We start from the raw sequence: 14,819 nt of genomic DNA, 5'->3' as shown, positions 1-14,819 counted from the left end.
CGGCGAGTTCTACCGGCGCTTGCCGAAGCTGCGCAGCCGCAACGAGTTCGCCACGACCAGCACCGAACTGGCAGCCATCGCGGCACCGGCGATCATTGGGTTCAGGAATCCGAGGGCCGCGATCGGGATGCCGATCGTGTTGTAGAGGAACGCCCAGAACAGGTTCACCTTGATCGTGCCCAGCGTCTTGCGGGAGAGCTCGATCGACTGAGCGACCTGGGCCAAATCGTCGCCCATGATCGTGATGTCCGCCGCTTCGATCGCCACATCGGTGCCGGATCCCATCGCCACACCCAGGTCTGCCTGAGCGAGCGCCGGAGCGTCATTCACTCCGTCGCCCACCATGGCGACAACGTGACCGCTGGCCTGCAGGTCGCGAACGGTCTGCGCCTTGCCATCGGGGAAGACGTCAGCGAAGACATCCTCCGGGGCGATGCCGACCTTCGCAGCAACCTGCTGTGCCACCGCTGCGTTGTCGCCGGTGAGCAGGATGGGGCGCAGCCCGAGGCTCTTGAGATTCGCGATTGCAGCAGCGGACGACGCCTTGACGGTATCGGTCAGGTTGACCAGCCCCGCAAAATGTCCATCGACGGCGACCATGATCGACGTTGCACCGTTGAGCTGTGCGACGGTCAAATCGGAGAGATGCGTCTGGGTCAGAGCGACCCCGTTCTCCTTCAGCCAGCTCATCCGGCCGACGACAACGGTGTGGGTGCCGACAGTGGAGAGGACGCCGCCTCCGGGGGCGGAGGTGAACGAGGCGGCCTCACGGAGCGGCGCTTCGGCCCTCGCTGCATGGACGATCGCCTGAGCGATCGGGTGTTCAGAGCCGGACTCGGCTGCACCAGCCAGGGCCAGCAGCTCAGCCTGGCTGACTCCCTCGGTCGGGGTGACCGAGGTCACGGCGAGGTTGCCCTCCGTGATGGTCCCGGTCTTGTCCAGCAGCACGGTGTCGATCTTGCGGGTGTCTTCCAGTACCTGCGGGCCGCGGATCAGGATGCCCAGCTGCGCACCGCGCCCGGTGCCCACCAGTAACCCGATCGGGGTAGCCAGGCCCAGTGCGCACGGGCAGGCGATCACCAGCACCGCGACGGATGCGGTGAAAGCCGCGTTCACATCGTTGGTGAACAGCATCCACAGCACGAACGTGACCACGGCGATAGCCAGCACGATCGGCACGAAGACCGCGGAAATACGATCCGCGAGCCGGGCGATGGGGGCCTTGCCGGTCTGCGCCTCGGAGACCATCCGGCCCATCTGCGCGAGCGTCGTGTCTTTGCCTACACGCGTCGCCCGCACCAGCAGCCGGCCGGACGTATTGATGGTCGCGCCGATGACCGTGTCATCCGGCCCTACCTCGACGGGAACCGACTCGCCAGTGACCAGAGCGGTGTCCACAGCAGAGTGGCCGGAAACGACGAAGCCGTCGGTCGCGATCTTCTCGCCGGGGCGGGTGACGAATTCATCACCGGGAACCAGCTCGGATGCCGGAATCTTCACTTCGATGCCATCACGCAGCACAACAGCTTCCTTGGCACCCAGATCGAGCAAAGTCTTCAGCGCATCGCCGGCGCGGGACTTGGCACGCGCCTCGAGGTAGCGGCCGAGCAGCAGGAAGGTCGCCACGACGCCTGCGGTTTCGAAGTAGAGCGCATGGTCACTCATTGCCATGTCGATGTGGGCAGTGACGCTCGGATCCTTGATCAGCTGCCAGAGCGAGAAGAAGTAGGCAGCCAGCACACCGATCGACACCAGGGTGTCCATCGTGGATGCGAGGTGACGGGCATTGATCGCTGCGGCGCGGTGGAACGGCCACGCAGACCAGAACGTCACCGGAGTGGCGAGGACCAAAGCGACCCATCCCCAGTGCGGGAACTGAGCTCCGGGAATCATGGAAATCACGAACAGCGGCACGGTGAAGATCACCGCCACGATCAGACGGATCTTCAAGTCGTTGCCGCCGTGGGCGGTCGTGTGGTCAGTGCGCGACGTATTCTGGGAGGAGTCGACCTCGCCAGTCGTCTCAGCCGCGGAAGCGTACTTATCGACCTTCACCTTGGCCTGATAGCCAGCGGACTCGACGGTGGAGATGAGCTGCTCATCTGTCACGTCTTCGGACACCGTGATGCGCGCTGACTCCAGCGGCAGGTTCACTAGGGCTTCGACTCCCTCGATCTTGCCGAGTTTGCGTTCGACCCTGCTCACACACGATGCGCAGGTCATGCCCTGGATGTCCAGTTCAACGACGCGCTGATTGCCGGGGGCCGTGATCTCGTTGCTCATGATTCCGTCTTAGGCGTTTACAGAGACCAGCGTGTAGCCGGCCTCGATGACCGCGGCTTCAAGAACTGAGTTCTCCACAGCGGCGGTGGTGGTGATCGTTGCGGTGGAGGTGCCGCCCGCGGTGAGGGCGACCTCGACATTGCTGATGCCGGGGACGGCTGTGAGTTCCTCCGTCACGGAGGAAACACAGTGGCCGCAGGTCATGCCGTCGATCTTCAGGGTGATGTCGTTCTGGTTCATGGCTTCGCGTCCTGATTCATTGCTCATTGGGATCTCCTCTGGTGGGTTCTTCGGGGGATGAATAAGTTGACGGGCCGTTAGCGCAGCAGTCGACCGATGGCAGTGGTCACCTCGGCGACCTTCTCCGCCACGAACGACTGATCACCGGTATTGGCCGATTGAGCCGCAGCGTCGACGACACAGTGCGAGACGTGGTCTTCGATGAGACCGAGGCTGACCTTGTGCAGGGCCGCATTGATGGCAGAGATCTGGGTGAGGATGTCGATGCAGTACTTTTCGTCGTCAACCATGCGGGTCACCCCACGCACCTGCCCCTCGATGCGACCCAGGCGCTTCAGCAGGGCATCTTTGTTCGCGGTGTAGGCGTGATTGACGTGCTCATCGGTGGGTGCTGCGACGATCTCCATGACTCGAGAGTACCCCCGGGGGGTATGCGTGTCAACTACCCCCTGGGGGTATCCGTGCGATAACGGAAGGCAACCGTCGGCGTCCGGATAGCGCCTTCGGCAGGGCGGATGCTGAGGCATCCGTCCCGAAAGCCATTTCCGCGTCGGCATCCGGGTATCCTGGATAGGGCATTCACTACAGGAGGCACCCGTGATTCTCAGCTTCATCATCTTCTTGGTCCTTTTCATCGGCGGGATCGTGCTGATGGGCATCTCGCACGGCCTGCCCGACTTTCAGGCGCTCGTGTTCTGCGCTGGCCTGCTCTTGTTCACCCTGGCGATGGCGTGGATCATGCGCGGCGGCCGCAGTGGCGCAACGCGTCGTTCGAACAACTGGGATGGTGGCCCCGCCGCCAACTGATCAGCGGCGTGACGCTTGCGGATATAGCTCGGCGACGAAGTCGCTGAGCTCCTCCAGGCACTGCTCGATCCGTGCGTGTGCGAAGTGCTTGTCGTCCCATACTCCATAGAGAGTGATGACGAGGTCGCCGTCCGGAGCAGTAATCGGCACCGTGCGCAAGCCATAGCGGGAGTCATCCGACAGCACGCAGATCCCGCGGCCCGCCGCAGCGAGTGCCAGTGCGAGCGATGACGACTCGGTTTCCGTGGCGGGTGTGTACGAGAGTCCTGCCCGCGACACCGCGTTGTCAAACATCTGGCGCACGCCGTGGGCGCGGCTCATCACGATCAGCGGCTCCTCTACCAAGCGCGTGAGGCGGATGCCGGGGCTGTCAGCGAGCGGGTGTTCAGGATGTACCTGGGCCCACAGATACGCGTGACCGATCACCCGCGAGCGGAACTCCGCCGGAGGGATACGCGTGCCGACCGCGAAGTCGGCGTCGCCTCGCGCGAAGACGCTGTACACATGCTCCGGGAGTGCCTCGACGGCGTTGCTGATCGGCCCGTCGGCACCCTGTGCGACGACGAAGGGCGCCAGAATGTCGGTCACGGTCGTATTGGCGGATGCCACAGTCAAAGCATCGCCGGCCCCCAGAGCGATTGAACGCGCGGTCGAGGTGGCCCGCGCGGAGCGGGTGAGTAGATCCTTGGCGACGGGGAGGAAGGCGCGACCCGCGGCGGTCAGCGTCACACCACGGGGTTCTCGGTCGAAGAGCGCGAACCCCAGATCCTGTTCCAGGCGACGGATCTGGCGACTCAGTGAAGGCTGAGCGACGCGTACCGCCTCGGCCGCGCCATGCACGGTCCCGTGTTCGGACACCGCGATGAAGTAACGCAGCAGGCGAAGGTCCATGCGATACCTCTCAAGCATCTAAGTACTGAAAAACAAGTATTGGTGAGTCTCGACCTCCTGTCCATAGACTGGCCGGAACCCGCCCCTTCGCGGCCCTTCTCTGGAGGTCGACATGGACGTCACCCGCACTCGAACACAGCGAACTGCACTGATAACTCTGACCACCGTCGCCGCCGTGTCTCTGGCGGCCTGCTCCGCCGGAGGAGCTGAGAACGAATCCTCCGAGGTCGACGTACTGACCGTCGCGGCCTCCGCAGCCGTCACGACGTGGGATCCGATCACCTCCTTCTCCACTGAGGCGCTCTATCTGGGCAATCTCTACGAGCCGCTGCTGTGGAAGAACGCCGAAGGCTCCGCAGAGGAGTTCACACCGGCGATCGCCGAGTCGTGGGAGACCAGCGAAGACGGGCTGACCTGGACATTCCACATCCGTGAAGGCGTGACCTTCCACGATGGCGAGGTCGTTGATGCTGCCGCTGTCGTCGCCAGCATCGAAGCCGCCAGGGAACGTGCCGGCGCGGCATTCATCTGGGCGCCGCTGGAAAGCCTGGAGGCGACGGACGACTCGACCGTCGTCATGCACCTGGCCTACTCCGCACCCATGGATCTTGTCGCCGCCTCCACCTATGGTGCCTGGATCGTCTCGCCCAAGGCACTGGAAGCCTCGGCCGCCGACGAGCTGTACTTCGAGGCTGGCATCGACGCCGGTACCGGTCCCTACACTCTCGACGAGTACTCGCCAGGAGAGAAGGTGGTGCTCACCGCGTTCAATGACTATTGGAATACTGACACCGCCTCGCACTACGACATCGTCGACATCTCGATCACCCCGGATGCCGTCACCGCGCAGCAGATGCTCACCGCCGGCGAAGTTGATTTCGCGACCAGCATCCCGCTGGAGAACATCGAGTCCGTGGCCGAACAGACCGGCTCGGACATCCGCACCGCCAACTCGCCATTCAACTACCTCGCGATGCTCAACACCACCCGCCCTCCGCTCGATGACCCGATCGTGCGACAGGCGCTCAGCTACGCGGTGCCTTACCAGGACATCATCGACGTCAGTGCGCTGGGCTACGGATCACAGTCGCGTGCTGCCGTACCGAAGGGGATCTTCCCGTACTCGGAGGATGTCGCGCAGTACACCCAGGATCTCGACAAGGCTCGAGAACTGCTCGCGCAGGCGGGGCACCCTGACGGCTTCACCCTGGAACTGACCTTTGCCTCGGAGAATCCGACCGAGACGCGTTTCGTACCGTTGATCAAGGATGCCTTCGCCCAGATCGGCGTGGAGGTCAACGTGACGGCGATGCTCTTCAACCAGCAATGGGAGGCGGCCAAGGCCGACCCGGCGACAGCACAAGACATCTTCGTCGTCTACTACTGGCCGACCTACAGCGACGCTGGATCCGACAACCTGTACTCCCTGTTCCACTCCAGTGAGGAGCCTTTCTTCAACCTGAGCTACTGGGACAACCCCGAGTACGACGCTCTGATCGACACGGCCAGTACCCTCACCGGCAGCGACCGCGAAGCGGCACAGGCGACATACGAGCAGGCGATGGAACTCTTGGTCGACCAAGCCCCGGCGCTCTTCCTGTTCGACGCTCAAGCCGTGACCGTGGCACCCGTCGGGTTGACGATCGGCGACTTCAACGAGAACTATCCGTTCACGACGTTCTTCTCGCGGATCACCCCGTCAGAGTAAGCCAGGCTCGGATCATGTGGAGATTCCTTGTCAGGCGCATCGGTTCGGCCGTGCTCGTGCTGTTCGTCATCACGCTGATCGTCTTCGTCCTGACCCGGATCGTCCCGTCCGACCCGGCGGTGGTCTACGCCGGGCCCAAAGCTCAGCCGGAGGAGCTGGAACGGATCCGTGAGAAGCTCGGCTTCAACAATCCGCTGCCCGAGCAGTTCCTGACGTATCTCGGCGGTCTGCTCACCGGAGACTGGGGTAACTCGCTGTCGACGAAGAGGCCGGTGCTGCTCGAGCTCGGTGCCCGGCTTCCGGCCACGCTCGAGCTGCTGTTCGCGGCGATGCTGATCGCGACCATTGGCGGCATCGCGCTCGGTGTCTTCGCGAGCCGCCGGCCTGGAGGCATCGTCGACGGGGCGATCCGCGTGATCTCTATCGGTGGCGTGTCGATTCCCTCGTTCTGGTTGGGACTGCTGCTGCAGGTGTTCTTCGTGGGAACTCTGGGGATACTTCCCGCAACAGGTCAGTTCTCGAAGGCCATCGAATACACGCATCCCGTCACCGACATCACCGGTTTCGCGCTGCTGGACTGTCTACTCACCGGCAACTTCGTCGCCTGGACTGACGGCATGGTCCATCTGCTGTTGCCTGCCATCACGCTCGCTGCCTATCCGCTCGGCCTCGTCGCCAGGATGATCCGCGCGTCGATGCTGGAGGTGCTTAGCGAGGACTACGTCTTCACCGCGAATGCGTATGGCCTACGGGACCACATGGTGCGTTGGCGGCTGGCGCTGAAGAACGCACTGCCGCCGACCATGACGATCGTGGGCCTCGCGACGGCATACGCCCTGACCGGCACGTTCTTCGTCGAAGTCGTGTTCAACTGGCCGGGAATCGGGCAGTTCGCCAGCGGAGCGATGCTCGCGGTGGACTACCCGGCCATCATGGCGATCACCCTGCTCGGCGCCTTCGCCTACCTGCTCGCCAACCTCATCGTCGACCTGATTCAGGCTCGACTCGACCCGAGAGTGAAAGTCGCATGAGCACGATCACGACGGTCCTCAGCCCGCTTCCGCTCCCTGCTCGGGACACCACCGGCACGCGACTGCTGCGTGTGCTGCGCACAGACTGGCTCGCCGCTGCGGGTCTCGCGATCGTGGTGCTGGTCATCGTGCTCGCGTTCTTCGGCCAGTGGATCGCTCCCTACCCCGAGCAGGGGCTCGGCCAGACGAATGTCGAGACGCGCAACTTTGCGCCCAGCGTCGCCCACCTGTTCGGCACGGACCAGCTCGGTCGTGACATCCTCAGCCGAGTGATCCTGGGCGCGAGGCCAGCCCTGTCGATCTCGGTTGCGGTCGTCGCTATCGCGGCGGTGATCGGCATCCCGCTCGGAGCGATCGCCGGCTACTACGGCGGATGGCTCGACAACGTGCTGATGCGCGTGACCGAGGTGTTCCAGGCATTTCCTCCTCTGCTCCTGGCGATGGTGATGGTCGCGCTGCTCGGGCCGAGCCTGTTCAACGCCGGTCTGGCACTCGCGATCTGCTGGTGGCCCTGGTACGCGCGCCTGGTGCGGGCAGAAGCACGCTCGCTGCGGGAACGCCCCTACGTCGAAGCAGCACGCGCGATCGGAGTGCCGACCTGGCGCATCCTCACCCGTCACATCCTGCGCAACTGCATGACGCCGGTGATCGTGCAGGGGACAGTCGATGTCGGGGCGATCGTGCTCGCGGCAGGGTCGTTGGCCTTCCTCGGTCTCGGTGCTCAGCCGCCGACGCCCGACTGGGGACTCATGGTCGCCGAGGGGCGAGGACAGATCTTCACGAACTGGTGGATCTCGACTTTCCCAGGGCTCGGGATTTTCCTCACCGTGCTCGGCTTCAACCTCATCGGAGACGCACTGCGCGACCTCCTCGACCCGAGGCAGGTGAAGCGATGACCGACCTTCTTCGCGTCGAAGACCTGGAGATCGCATTCGTCGAGCGCGGTCGCACGACCAACCGTCCAGTGCGTGGCATCTCGCTCAGCATCGCGCCGGGCGAGGTGCTCGGCATCGTGGGAGAGACCGGCTGCGGAAAGAGCCTGACCGGCCTCGCCGTGCTGGGGATGCTGCCGCAGGGGGCCGAACCGTCGGGGCGGATCCTGCTCGACGGAATCGAACAGCGACTCGACCGTCCATCCCCGGTGCGGGGCGAGGCCATCTCCATCGTGTTCCAGAATCCGGGCACGGCGTTCAACCCGGTCTTCACCCTCGGACGCCAGCTGCGCGCCGTGCTCGAACGACACCGACGGACGAGTAGGTCGGCGATGCGCGCGCACATCCTGGAGTATTTCGGCCATGTGGGCCTACCTGATCCGGAGCGCGTGTACGACAGCTATCCGCATGAGCTCTCCGGCGGGATGCTGCAGCGCGTCATGATCGCTCAGGCGCTGATCTGCGAGCCGAAACTGCTGATTCTCGACGAGCCCACCACCGCGCTCGATGTGACGATCGCCCGGCAGATCCTGCAGCTCGTGCTGTCCCTGCGGGATCGCTTCGGATTCGGCGTGCTGTTCATCACCCACAACCTCGGCGTGGTGCAAGAGGTGTGTGACACGGTCGCTGTGCTGTACGCCGGCCGGGTCATCGAGTCCGGACCGAGCGCCGACGTACTGGCCAATCCGCAGCACCCATACACCCGTGGCCTGCTCGGTGCGATGCCAGCTCGGCACGCCAAAGGCCAGGAGCTGGATGCGATTCGCGGGAGCGTGCCGGCGAATCTGCTTGGTATCACCGGATGCGCGTTCGCTGATCGCTGTCCGCGAGCACAGGATCGCTGCACCCTGACGGATCCGGCGCTGATGCCGATCGGCGCGCTCCGTGAAGTCGCCTGCATCCGGGTGGGGGAAGCATGAGCGAGCCGCAGACCGCCGCCCTCGTCGTCGAGCACATCGTGAAGGAGTATCGAGTTCACCGGACCGCGTTCCGCGCCGTGGATGACGTGAGCTTTCGCATCGCTCGCGGCACGACGTTCGGGCTGGTGGGCGAATCTGGATCGGGCAAGAGCACGATCGCGCGGTGCGTGCTGCGTCTGATCGTCCCGGATGCAGGGCGCAGCCTGATCGCCGGCACCGACCCGGCACTTGTGCGCGGCTCGGCGCTGCGCCGCCTGCGTGCAGAGACCGGCATCGTGTTCCAGAATCCGAAGGCGGCGCTGAACCCGCGAATGCGCATTCGCGACATCGTGGCTGAGCCGTTGGTCACCCATACCCGACTCAGCGCCGCCGACGTCCGCCGTCGGGTCTCGGCGCTGCTCGACGAAGTCGGTCTCGCCTCGAGCCACGGCGAACGGTTGCCACATCAGCTCTCCGGTGGGCAGGCGCAGCGCGCCGGAGTAGCGCGCGCGATCGCCACCGAACCGCAGCTGGTCGTGCTCGATGAGCCCACCAGCGCGCTGGACGTCTCGGTGCAGGCACAGGTTCTGAACCTGCTGCAGCGGCTGAAGCGCGAGCGAGGGCTGAGCTACCTGCTGATCTCGCACGACCTCGATGTCGTGCGATACATGAGCGATGAAGCGGGCGTCATGCGCCGTGGACAGCTGGTCGAGACCGGGCCAGCGGATGTCGTGCTGACCGCGCCGAGCCACGAGTACACACGTCAACTGCTGGCGGCGATGCCGGCGGTTCCCGGGGTGCGGATGCCGCAGCCCGACGGCGACGAGAGGAGCATCCTGCTGTGACTGACACGATCTCGACGATCTCGACGCGTCCGCCGCGCTACCCGAACGCACAGTCCGCGCCGAGCCAGGAAGACTGGCAGGACGCCCCGCACAATCGTTGGGCGTTCGCGAACGTCTCGCACTTCGTGCCGACGATGGCAATCGCTCGGCAACCGAGGGAGCGCGAGCGCATCGTGAGACTCGACGCGCTGTCGAATGTGCCCGGCCTGGAGAGCAGGCTCGATGCCGCCTTCACCGATGCGCTGGTGGTGGTACGTCATGGCGAGGTGCTCGCCGAGTACTACCGGGATGGGTTCGCCGAGCGCGACCAGCATCTGCTGATGAGCGTGTCGAAGTCGATCTGTGGAATCACGATCGCGAGCCTCGTCGATGACGGCCTAATCGATCCTGAAGCGCACGTCTCGACGTATCTGCCCGAGCTCGCCGATTCCGCACACGGTATCGCCACGGTGCAGCAGGTGCTGGACATGACCGTTGCCGTCGCCTACAGCGAGGACTACCGGGATCCTGATTCCGAGGTGCGCCAGCAGGATCGTGTCGCAGGCTGGCGTCTGCCGCGTGCGGGCGACCCGCGCGACACGTACGCGTTCCTGCAGTCTCTGCGATCCAGCGGCGCCCCCGGTGAGCAGTTTCAGTACTGCTCGGCCGACACAGACGTGCTGGCATGGATCATCGAGGCCGTCACCGGGCGGCGTTACGCCGATGAGGTGGCGGATCGGCTCTGGCAGCGACTCGGATGCCGGGACGAGGCGTCGATCACCGTGGATCAGGGCGGTTTCGCCTTCGCCAACGGCGGCATCTCGTGCACGGCCCGCGATCTGGCGCGCGTCGGCGAGCTGATGCTCGCGGGAGGCGAACTCGGGGGTCAGCGGATCGTATCTGCGGAGTGGGTTTCGCGAACCATGGCAGGGGGTGACCCCGAGCTCGCACGCGGATCGGCGATTCAGCGGACGCATCCGAATGCCTCGTACCGCAATCAATGGTGGTCCACCGGAAACGAACGCGGCAACGTGTATGCCGTGGGCATCCACGGGCAGTATGTCTGGCTCGATCCACTGACGGACACGGTGATCGTCAAACTGTCGTCGTGTCCGGAGCCGGTGACGGAGGCATGGAACGACAAGCATGCAGGCCTGTTCCGCGACATCACGGGCAACTGACTGCAATAGCTTGCCCACTCTGAATAGCTCACCGAGGCTGGGTGCACTCGGACAAGGATCCGAGAGCCCCCTGTTCGAAGGAGAACTGATTCATGAGCGCATTCTCACGTGGAGTCCGCCGCCGAGGTCTGGCGTCACTCCTCCTTGCCGTGCCACTGACCCTGGCCGTCGGCATAGGCGGAGTCGCCGCCGCACCGCAGCCCGTCGCCACCAGCGATGAGGGCAATCACGGCAAGCCGCCGGTGCTGGAGGCCAAGGCCAAGGACACCATCAAGGTCAAGGGCCGGTACTTCAAGGACCTCAACGCAAACGGCGCACTGGACGTCTACGAGGACTGGCGCAAGCCCGTCGATGATCGGGTAGCCGACCTCATCGGCCAGATGACGCTTGAGGAGAAGGCCGGCCTCATGCTGATCGACACGCTCAACGCGTCTTGCGACGTCGCCACCGGTGAGTTCGGCACTGTGCCCGCGCTGGCAGCCGACTACATCGGCGAGCAGCAGATGCACCGCTTCATCTTCCGCAACGTGGTGGATGCCGGTGAACGGGCGGACTGCGCGCCTGCGGGCGGCGGCTTCTCCACCAACGTCACCGTGACGCCCTCCGAAGCCGCAGAGTTCATGAACGCGGTCCAGGAGCAGAGCGAAGCGACACGTCTCGGCATCCCGGTGCTGTACAAATCCAACGCTCGCAACCACATCGATCCGCAGGCACGAGCGGGCATCAACGAGTCGGCCGGTGCCTTCTCGCCGTTCCCGAAGGAAGCAGGCATCGCCGCGGCAGCGCTCGGCGAACAGGCTCTGCAGACTGGCGAGGCGACCGACGGTGACATGTCCGTCGTCGACGAGTTCGCCACCGTGATGGGCGACGAATGGTCATCGATCGGACTGCGTGGCATGTACGGCTACATGGCCGACCTGTCCACTGAACCGCGCTGGTACCGTACGCACGAAACATTCACCGAGGATGCTGATCTCGGTGCGAACATCGCCAGGCAGCTCGTCGAGTCGCTTCAGGGCGAGGTTGGCAACGATGGCAACTCGTTGAGCCCGGACACCAACGTCGCGCTGACCATGAAGCACTTCCCGGGTGGCGGCCCGCAGGAGCTGGGTCTTGACCCGCACTACTCGTTCGGCAAGGCGCAGGTGTATCCCGGCGACGCATTCGGCTACCACCTCAAGCCGTTCGAAGCCGCCATCGAAGCCGGCGTCTCGTCGATCATGCCGTACTACGGCGTGCCCGTCGACGTCACTTACGAAGGCGTGGACTACGAGGAAGTCGGCATGGCGTTCTCTGATCAGATCGTCAACGGCCTGCTGCGGGACCAGATGGGCTTCGCAGGCTATGTGAACTCCGATACCGGCATCATCAACGACCGGGCGTGGGGCATGGAGGATGCCACGGTGCCCGAGCGGGTGGCCGCCGCGATCAACGGCGGAACCGACACGCTCTCGGGCTTCCACGATGTGGCGACGATCACGGACCTCGTCGAGACTGGTCTGGTCAGCGAAGAGCGTGTGACGCTTGCCGCTGAACGTATGTTGGCGCCGATGTTCGAGATGGGGCTGTTCGAGAACCCATATGTTGACCCCGCTCTTGCTGATGCCACGGTGGGCAGCGCAGAACACCAGGCGAGCGCTCTGGACCTGCAGCGCAAGTCAACAGTTCTCCTGCAGAACGAGGAGACTGACGGTGAGCCGCTCCTTCCGCTCAAGGGCAGCGAGACGGTCTACGTACTCGGCAACGTCGATGCCGCTGAGGTCAAGGCTGCCGGCTTCGAGGTCATCGATGGCAACGATCCGGCGGAGCAGCGCACGGCTGCCGATGCGGATGTGGCGCTCATCTCGATGACAGCGAGCAACGCGAACACTGGTGGCTACGTCAGCAACGACCCCGCAACGGGCCTCAACGGCGACCACATCAACCCGAGTGTGATCGACGGCTTCACGGGACTCGACGGGCAGAGTCCTTATGGGGCGGCTGACGCGTGCGTCGTCACCGGTACCGGTTCCTGCACGGACTCCGGTCTGCGTTTCGGCGGCTCGCTGCCTTGGGAGTCGAGCATCATCGACTTCACCGGCATGGCGCAGTCCGAGTCGTGGGAGGTCACCCCGGGGCTCGACTCGGTGCAGCAGGTGATGGCCGAGGTCGGTGCCGAGAACACCGTTTTGGACATCTACTTCCGTCAGCCGTTCGTGCTCGACGAGGAGAGTGGCCTGCGCGATGCCGGTGCGATCCTCGCCAACTTCGGCAACACCACGGCGGCGTTGATGGACGTCGTCTCCGGCGAGTTCAACCCGCAGGGGCGTTTGCCGTTCGCTCTGGCCGGCACGCGTGCGGCTGTTATCGAGCAGAACAGCGACACTCCCGGCTACGACGAGACCGAAGACGGGGCGCTTTTCGCGTACGGGTTCGGCCTCAGCTACGCACAAGACTGACGCTCAGCACGCGAAGCGCCGTCGGGGTGTCAACCCCGGCGGTGCTTCGCCAATCGTGCTTCCAGGTTCGCCTTCACAGCCGGCCACTCCGGCTCGATGACGGAGAACTCCACGCTGTCGCGTAGCGCGCCGTTACGATAGCGGGAGATCGCCCGCATCACGCCGTCCTGCTTCGCCCCGAGCCGCTCGATTGCCGTACGGGACTGGAAGTTCAGCCACTGCGTGGTCAATCCGACGCGGTAGACACCGAGGGTTTCGAACGCATGCCGCAAGAGCAGCAGCTTGGACTCCGCGTTCGTTCCGGTGCCGTGAGCGGATAGACGATTCCAGGTGTATCCGATGTGCAGACGCGGCACGTCAGCGACCAGGTCGTAGTAGGTCGTCTGCCCGATCACGCGTCCGGCGGCATCGAATGCGGTGAACGGCACCATCTCACCCTTCTCGCTGAGTGCGAGGCGACGCTCGATCTCGGCGGCGACTCCGTCAGGTGCGGGCACGGATGTGTACCAGGCTGTCTCCTGCAGGTTGCCCTCTTGCACGGCCTCGACGAGCCCGTCGTGGTGACTGCGATCGAGCGGGCGCAGTTCGACGAGGCTTCCGGTGAGAGTGACGGGAGCGGGAGAGACGAGAAAAGCCATGGCCCCATTCAAGCACCGGGCTGATCGCGGGCATGACACTCGCCTGTCGTCTACCCTGAAGTCATGCCGTTCTTGTCGATTCTTGTCGTCGCGCTGATGATCGTCGCGCTGATTGATGTCATCACGCGCGACAACGCCCAGGTGAAGCGTCTGCCGAAGATGGTGTGGATCATCCTCGTTATCTTCCTGCCGCTGATCGGCAGCATCCTCTGGTTCGCTCTCGGCCGTGAGTATTCCGGGGGCGGCATTCCCATGCCGAGGATGCCACGTCGTGCGGCGCAGACGCGGGTGCAGACGAGGACGCAGACGCCGGCGAACTCGCGCTGGGCGCCGCCCGCAGACTCCCGCAACACCGAGCAGCAGATCGCAGACCTGGACCGCGAGATCGAAGAATGGCGGCTACGTCAGGAAATTGAGAAGCGCAAACAGGAGGGCGGCGACGCGACGCAGGCGTGACGCCCGTCAGAGTCGCGCGACGCGCTCTGCCTCTTTGGCGGCCACGATCTTGCGCAGCCCGGAGCTGGAGAAACGGTGGTCTCGGCCGTTGAAGTACAGCTCGATCCCGCTTTCCTCACAGTATGTGCGACCGGTGAAGTCACGATCGATGTACTCATCGCCGACAATGCGCACGTCGAGCTTGAAAGAGCGGAGGATGTCCTCGAGATCCTGTTCGGTCGAGTACGGCACAATCTCGTCAACGTATTCACAGCCTCGCAGCTGGATGTACCGCTCGACGACCGTCTGCGTCGGAGCATTCTTCTCCGGACGATCCAGCGTCGGATCCATCTGCAGCCCACAGATGAGGTAGTCGCATTGGCGCTTCGCCTCAGCGAGCATCATGATGTGCCCGGCATGGAGCAGGTCGAACGTCGAAAACGTGATCCCGACACGGGGGCCGGGGTTGTAGTCCAGCCGCTTGGCCATGGCCTCAGTAGTCATCAGTGTCT

At 64.4% G+C, this 14,819-nt stretch carries 15 protein-coding genes; 9 read left to right on the top strand and 6 right to left on the bottom strand.

The window, feature by feature from the left end; genetic code table 11:
• Window positions 1-9 precede the first annotated feature (9 nt).
• Genes ACSU04_RS15895 through ACSU04_RS15885 form a run of 3 tightly spaced genes read right to left on the bottom strand, consistent with a single transcriptional unit; the run spans window position 10 to window position 2,930 of the window.
• On the bottom strand, window positions 10-2,283 hold the full coding sequence (locus ACSU04_RS15895) for a heavy metal translocating P-type ATPase (protein ID WP_439290250.1): 2,274 nt from the start codon (window positions 2,281-2,283) through the stop codon (window positions 10-12).
• Window positions 2,284-2,292: 9 nt separating this feature from the next.
• Window positions 2,293-2,550, bottom strand: a complete 258-nt coding sequence (locus ACSU04_RS15890; protein ID WP_439290249.1) for a heavy-metal-associated domain-containing protein — start codon at window positions 2,548-2,550, stop codon at window positions 2,293-2,295.
• Between the two features lie 50 nt (window positions 2,551-2,600).
• On the bottom strand, window positions 2,601-2,930 hold the full coding sequence (locus tag ACSU04_RS15885; protein ID WP_439280650.1) for a metal-sensitive transcriptional regulator: 330 nt from the start codon (window positions 2,928-2,930) through the stop codon (window positions 2,601-2,603).
• A 190-nt stretch (window positions 2,931-3,120) separates the two neighbouring features.
• Here ACSU04_RS15885 and ACSU04_RS15880 point away from each other — a divergent pair, with 190 nt between their 5' ends.
• Window positions 3,121-3,330 carry a hypothetical protein gene (locus ACSU04_RS15880; RefSeq protein WP_439280649.1) on the top strand — a complete coding sequence of 70 codons (210 nt, stop codon included), beginning with the start codon at window positions 3,121-3,123 and terminating at the stop codon, window positions 3,328-3,330.
• Here the strand turns inward: ACSU04_RS15880 and ACSU04_RS15875 are convergent, their stop codons facing one another.
• On the bottom strand, window positions 3,331-4,221 hold the full coding sequence (locus ACSU04_RS15875) for a LysR family transcriptional regulator (RefSeq protein ID WP_439290248.1): 891 nt from the start codon (window positions 4,219-4,221) through the stop codon (window positions 3,331-3,333).
• Window positions 4,222-4,333: 112 nt separating this feature from the next.
• Between ACSU04_RS15875 and ACSU04_RS15870 the strand changes: the two genes are divergently transcribed.
• The 7 genes from ACSU04_RS15870 (at window position 4,334) to ACSU04_RS15840 (ending at window position 13,234) form a co-directional block, all read left to right on the top strand.
• Window positions 4,334-5,929, top strand: coding sequence for an ABC transporter substrate-binding protein (locus ACSU04_RS15870; RefSeq protein ID WP_439290247.1), 1,596 nt, complete (start codon window positions 4,334-4,336; stop codon window positions 5,927-5,929).
• A gap of 14 nt (window positions 5,930-5,943) precedes the next feature.
• The gene (locus tag ACSU04_RS15865) at window positions 5,944-6,960 is read left to right on the top strand and encodes an ABC transporter permease (RefSeq protein ID WP_439280646.1); all 1,017 of its coding nucleotides are present in this window, start codon (window positions 5,944-5,946) and stop codon (window positions 6,958-6,960) included.
• Window positions 6,957-7,856 (top strand): ABC transporter permease, encoded by a 900-nt coding sequence (locus ACSU04_RS15860; RefSeq protein ID WP_439280645.1) that lies wholly within the window; start codon window positions 6,957-6,959, stop codon window positions 7,854-7,856. Before ACSU04_RS15865 ends, ACSU04_RS15860 begins: the two co-directional genes overlap by 4 nt.
• Window positions 7,853-8,812 carry an ABC transporter ATP-binding protein gene (locus ACSU04_RS15855; RefSeq protein ID WP_439280644.1) on the top strand — a complete coding sequence of 320 codons (960 nt, stop codon included), beginning with the start codon at window positions 7,853-7,855 and terminating at the stop codon, window positions 8,810-8,812. Before ACSU04_RS15860 ends, ACSU04_RS15855 begins: the two co-directional genes overlap by 4 nt.
• Entirely contained in the window at window positions 8,809-9,636 is an 828-nt protein-coding gene (locus ACSU04_RS15850; RefSeq protein WP_439290246.1) for an ATP-binding cassette domain-containing protein, read from the top strand. The genes ACSU04_RS15855 and ACSU04_RS15850 overlap by 4 nt, the downstream gene beginning before the upstream one ends.
• On the top strand, window positions 9,633-10,796 hold the full coding sequence (locus ACSU04_RS15845; RefSeq protein ID WP_439280642.1) for a serine hydrolase domain-containing protein: 1,164 nt from the start codon (window positions 9,633-9,635) through the stop codon (window positions 10,794-10,796). The genes ACSU04_RS15850 and ACSU04_RS15845 overlap by 4 nt, the downstream gene beginning before the upstream one ends.
• Before the next feature lie 92 nt (window positions 10,797-10,888).
• Window positions 10,889-13,234 carry a glycoside hydrolase family 3 N-terminal domain-containing protein gene (locus ACSU04_RS15840; protein WP_439290245.1) on the top strand — a complete coding sequence of 782 codons (2,346 nt, stop codon included), beginning with the start codon at window positions 10,889-10,891 and terminating at the stop codon, window positions 13,232-13,234.
• A 29-nt stretch (window positions 13,235-13,263) separates the two neighbouring features.
• Here ACSU04_RS15840 and ACSU04_RS15835 read toward each other — a convergent pair whose 3' ends face one another.
• Window positions 13,264-13,872: a GNAT family N-acetyltransferase gene (locus ACSU04_RS15835; RefSeq protein WP_439280640.1), complete on the bottom strand. Its 609-nt coding sequence runs from the start codon at window positions 13,870-13,872 to the stop codon at window positions 13,264-13,266.
• A gap of 63 nt (window positions 13,873-13,935) precedes the next feature.
• Between ACSU04_RS15835 and ACSU04_RS15830 the strand changes: the two genes are divergently transcribed.
• On the top strand, window positions 13,936-14,328 hold the full coding sequence (locus tag ACSU04_RS15830) for a PLD nuclease N-terminal domain-containing protein (protein WP_439290244.1): 393 nt from the start codon (window positions 13,936-13,938) through the stop codon (window positions 14,326-14,328).
• A gap of 6 nt (window positions 14,329-14,334) precedes the next feature.
• Here ACSU04_RS15830 and ACSU04_RS15825 read toward each other — a convergent pair whose 3' ends face one another.
• Window positions 14,335-14,811, bottom strand: coding sequence for an adenylyltransferase/cytidyltransferase family protein (locus ACSU04_RS15825; RefSeq protein WP_439280638.1), 477 nt, complete (start codon window positions 14,809-14,811; stop codon window positions 14,335-14,337).
• Window positions 14,812-14,819: the final 8 nt, after the last annotated feature.

It is taken from the genome of Microbacterium sp. A84 (assembly GCF_051842815.1).
In the GTDB taxonomy this organism is placed as follows: domain Bacteria; phylum Actinomycetota; class Actinomycetes; order Actinomycetales; family Microbacteriaceae; genus Microbacterium.
Note: the sequence above shows the minus strand (reverse complement) of the source record. Positions and strands in the feature narration are given on the sequence as shown.

Coding starts and splice junctions, on each gene's coding strand:
- ACSU04_RS15840 (WP_439290245.1), top strand. CDS start 10,889: ATGAGCGCATTCTCACGTGGAGTCCGCCGCCGAGGTCTGGCGTCACTC.
- ACSU04_RS15860 (WP_439280645.1), top strand. CDS start 6,957: ATGAGCACGATCACGACGGTCCTCAGCCCGCTTCCGCTCCCTGCTCGG.
- ACSU04_RS15865 (WP_439280646.1), top strand. CDS start 5,944: ATGTGGAGATTCCTTGTCAGGCGCATCGGTTCGGCCGTGCTCGTGCTG.
- ACSU04_RS15885 (WP_439280650.1), bottom strand. CDS start 2,930: ATGGAGATCGTCGCAGCACCCACCGATGAGCACGTCAATCACGCCTAC.
- ACSU04_RS15825 (WP_439280638.1), bottom strand. CDS start 14,811: ATGACTACTGAGGCCATGGCCAAGCGGCTGGACTACAACCCCGGCCCC.
- ACSU04_RS15895 (WP_439290250.1), bottom strand. CDS start 2,283: ATGAGCAACGAGATCACGGCCCCCGGCAATCAGCGCGTCGTTGAACTG.
- ACSU04_RS15875 (WP_439290248.1), bottom strand. CDS start 4,221: ATGGACCTTCGCCTGCTGCGTTACTTCATCGCGGTGTCCGAACACGGG.
- ACSU04_RS15855 (WP_439280644.1), top strand. CDS start 7,853: ATGACCGACCTTCTTCGCGTCGAAGACCTGGAGATCGCATTCGTCGAG.
- ACSU04_RS15830 (WP_439290244.1), top strand. CDS start 13,936: ATGCCGTTCTTGTCGATTCTTGTCGTCGCGCTGATGATCGTCGCGCTG.
- ACSU04_RS15835 (WP_439280640.1), bottom strand. CDS start 13,872: ATGGCTTTTCTCGTCTCTCCCGCTCCCGTCACTCTCACCGGAAGCCTC.
- ACSU04_RS15870 (WP_439290247.1), top strand. CDS start 4,334: ATGGACGTCACCCGCACTCGAACACAGCGAACTGCACTGATAACTCTG.
- ACSU04_RS15850 (WP_439290246.1), top strand. CDS start 8,809: ATGAGCGAGCCGCAGACCGCCGCCCTCGTCGTCGAGCACATCGTGAAG.
- ACSU04_RS15890 (WP_439290249.1), bottom strand. CDS start 2,550: ATGAGCAATGAATCAGGACGCGAAGCCATGAACCAGAACGACATCACC.